At 66.6% G+C, this 3,724-nt stretch carries 2 protein-coding genes; one reads left to right on the top strand and one right to left on the bottom strand.

The genetic code is table 11. The features are described 5' to 3' along the window. Positions 1–339 precede the first annotated feature (339 nt). The gene (ccrA, locus tag ABD378_RS43585; RefSeq protein ID WP_344531001.1) at positions 340–1,683 is read right to left on the bottom strand and encodes a crotonyl-CoA carboxylase/reductase; all 1,344 of its coding nucleotides are present in this window, start codon (positions 1,681–1,683) and stop codon (positions 340–342) included. A gap of 681 nt (positions 1,684–2,364) precedes the next feature. Between ccrA and ABD378_RS43580 the strand changes: the two genes are divergently transcribed. Next, entirely contained in the window at positions 2,365–3,042 is a 678-nt protein-coding gene (locus ABD378_RS43580; protein WP_344530999.1) for a hypothetical protein, read from the top strand. The last annotated feature ends 682 nt before the right edge of the window (positions 3,043–3,724 follow it).

The raw sequence follows: 3,724 nt of genomic DNA, 5'->3' as shown, positions 1-3,724 counted from the left end.
ATCGTTCGGAAATGGTCGACAAGCGATCGTGCGTCCCGGCCCGACATCCGACCGTCCTCTCCATGCTCGAAATCTGCGTGAACTCTTACGGAAATTGGCGGCCCGGCCGCGCATTCCAGCTGCATTTCTGATGGGGCGGTCAGGACGTCTCAAGCGTCACGTGAGGGACCGTCGCCCGTACTTGCTGTCCGCTGCGTTCGGCGGAGGGGCCATTCCAAGAATTGAATCGAGATCCGGAGATCCGGAGGGGCGGCGGGGAAAGTCGGGCCGGTATTCGGCTGAATCCCCGTTCGATTTCCGCTATTCGTCGGTCAGCATCCAACAGGTGCCGTCGACCCGTCAAGAAACGTCCGGTTGCGTGCGGAACCTGTTGATGGCCGCCTCGTGACGGGCCCTCAGCGCGGTATTGCTGACACCGAGCCCCTCTTCAGGGGCCAGGCACAGCACCCCGACCTTGCCCTGGTGCAGGTTGTGATGCACGTCGTGGACCGCCTGGGACGTGCCTTCGAGGGGCACCACCTCCGACAGCGTGGGGTGTACGTGGCCCTTGGCGATGAGGCGGTTGGCCTCCCACGCCTCGCGGTAGTTCGCGAAATGGGTGCCGACGATCCGCTTGAGGTGCATCCACAGATACCGGTTGTCGAAGGTGTGCTCATAGCCGGAAGTGGACGCGCAGGTGACGATGGTGCCGCCGCGTCGGGCCACGTACACGCTCGCGCCGAAGGTCTCACGGCCCGGGTGCTCGAAGACGATGTCGGGGTCGTCGCCGCCGGTCAACTCCCTGATGCGGGCTCCGAACCGGCGCCATTCGCCCGTGTCCTGCGTCTGCTCGTCCTTCCAGAACCGGTAGCCCTCGGCGCTCCGGTCGATCACCAGCTCTGCCCCCATCCGCCGGCACACCTCTGCCTTCTGCGGACTGGACACCACACACACCGGTGTCGCGCCGCCGTTGAGTGCCAGCTGGGTGGCGTAGGAGCCGAGACCGCCGGAGGCGCCCCAGATCAGTACGGTGTCGCCCTGCTTGACGCGGGCGCCGTTCGCGGACACCAACTGCCGGTACGCGGTCGAGTTCACCAGACCCGAGGCCGCCGCCTCCTCCCAGGTGAGGTGCGGCGGCTTGGGCATGAGCTGATTGGCCTTGACCAGCGCAAGTTCGGCCAGTCCGCCGAAGTTGGTCTCGAACCCCCAGATCCGCTGTTCCGGGTCGAGCATGGTGTCGGCGTGCCCGTCGGGGTGGTCCAGTTCCACGGACAGGCAGTGCGCGACCACTTCGGCCCCGGGCTGCCAGCCCGTCACCCCCTCGCCGCAGCGCAGCACCACACCGGACAGGTCGGACCCCAGCACGTGGTAGGGCAGGTCGTGCCGGGCCGCCTGCGGCGATGTGCGGCCGTAACGGGAGAGGAAGCCGAACGTCGGCAGCGGTTCGAAGATCGAGGACCACACCGTGTTGTGGTTGATCCCGCTGGCCATCACCGCCACGAGCACCTCACCCGCGGCCGGTTCGGGGGTGGCCACCTCCTCCAGATGCAGCGAGCTGCGCGGGTCTTTGTCGCGGCTTGCCAGCCCTTCGAACATGGCCGTCTCATCTGCGTGCAGTACAACCCCTCGATAGAAGTCGGGCACCGGCAAATGGGCAACCTCGTCCAGTTCACCCGCGAGGATCGCATCGAGGATCTTCTCCATCGTCTTCGGACCTCTTTCCGGCTCAGTCCGCGAGAAACGGAAGCGAAAGTATCGAGTTTCCCGCGAGATAAAAGGCAGGGCCGCCTTGCCGAGTCGTGGAGGCAAGTGCGGGATGAATGCTGGCACTTGGCTCGTGACGGAGTCCAGGGGAGCGACGGTTCGTACGCAGTGCCCTGATTCAATTCGACAACGGATACGTGCTCTCATGTTCAACTGACTGATTCGGCCAGTTGCACGGCATCGTCGCGGGACAGAGTGCGCTGGAGAAACGCTGGAGCCGGTCTATAGACGTGCTCAAGGGCGGCGTGAGATGTGCTGCTGAATTCACGTTCCCGGGGAAAGGGCATCGAAGTACGCGAAGACGTCCGGCCCGTAGGCGACTTCACGCCGTTCAACTGGCCGAACCGGCCAGTTGAACACCTGCAACTCGTCGCCTCTATCGACCGATCACGAGTTCGTAAGGGATATCCCTGATGCCGTCCTAGGGGATTCCCCCGATGTCGGATGCTCTTCGTCCGCTTACGGTGAGCCACGTGGGCCGGCCAAGAGTCGCGGTGTCGCCCTGCACAACCGTCCCCACACAAAACATATCGCTCACCCGGATTTCCGAGACCGGGTGACCAGACCGAGGAGGAACTTGTGACCGACAGCGGCGCCAAAGGTTTCCTGAAGGGAGCGAACGTGCGCACCCCTTCCAAAGGCTGGACGGCCGGACGCATCACCGCCGTTGTGGTCGGCGCGTTCCTGGCCCTCATCGCACTGACGCTCATCGGCGCGGGTGGTACGGCCATCGCCATGGCCTCCCAGGACGACGGCTACATCGACCTGGGCACCAGCAAGTACAAGCACCGCACCGACACCTACGCCATGACCACCGAGAGCTGGCGCGCCGACAAGGAGCTGGGAGGCCTCTACGACGACCTCCGCATCACCTTCAAGCCGGACCGCGCCTCCGACGCGGTGTTCATCGGCCTCGCCGGCAAGGGGCAGATGCGTCAGTACCTGGACGGTGTCCAGCACGTGACCATCCATGACTCGAGCGACAAGGGCGACACCGAGAGCAAGCACCCGGGTGGTACGCCCAAGACGCCGCCGGCCAAGGCCGACGGGTGGATCGCCAAGGCCAGCGGGCAGGGAGCACAGACGCTGAACTGGTCGGTGAAGTCCGGTGACGTCGCGGCGGTCGCCATGAAGGCCGACGGTTCGCGCGGGCCGGCCGGCCACGTGACCGTGGCGGCGAAGATCGGATGGCTGCCCTGGATCGGTGTCGCGTCGCTGGTCGCCGGCCTGTTCGTGCTGGCCGGCTCGGTGCTGCTGATCGTGCGGCCGCTGCGCCGGGCGCGGGGCCGCACAGCCTGACCCCGGCGGAAGAGCGGGAGACGAGGCGCAGACACGGCTGGTCCGTGTCTGCGCCTCGTCTGCTGTCCGCGGCCGCCGGTGCTCGACCTCCGTCCACCCCCGCCGCCTCGCGTTCCGGCAGACGTAGTTGCCTCATCGCGGCCGGGCGAGTGACCATCCTCTGGCGTGGACCCGCCGTCTCACGCGTACTGAGCACAGCCGCTCCCCCGGTGACGCCGCCGAACATGGACAGGCCGATCACCGGTAGATAGACAGACACCTGGAGCCCGGACAGCAGGCCGATCGTGGCGGCCTGTTCCGGTCTTCGGCTCCATTCCCCCGAGGCACTCGCCCCACCAATCCAGCGACGGACCGCACGGGCCGAGTCGAGGCGACTCGCGACGTGAGCAGATCCGCTGCTCGCTGCGGGGAAGGCGCGCCACCTCGGACGGTCGGCACCGACCGTCGAGACGCAGGGCGCACCACCGGACGTCGACACCGCAACCCGCGAGGACGACAGCGCAGGTGCAAGAACCTCCTCCCCGCCGAGTTCAACGATCAGGAGACTGGCGCATGACCGACATCGACCTGACCAGCCTCACGCCGGAGCAGAAGCGCGCGCTGCTGGCAGAGCGGATGCAGCGCAAGAGCGCCCAGCGGCCACCGGCACGCGAGCGCCGGTTCTCCGCGTCGTTCCCCCAGC

It is taken from the genome of Streptomyces rectiviolaceus (assembly GCF_039533825.1).
Taxonomy (GTDB): domain Bacteria; phylum Actinomycetota; class Actinomycetes; order Streptomycetales; family Streptomycetaceae; genus Streptomyces; species Streptomyces rectiviolaceus.
This window is presented reverse-complemented; position numbering and strand designations above follow the sequence as displayed.

Coding starts and splice junctions, on each gene's coding strand:
- ccrA (WP_344531001.1), bottom strand. CDS start 1,683: ATGGAGAAGATCCTCGATGCGATCCTCGCGGGTGAACTGGACGAGGTT.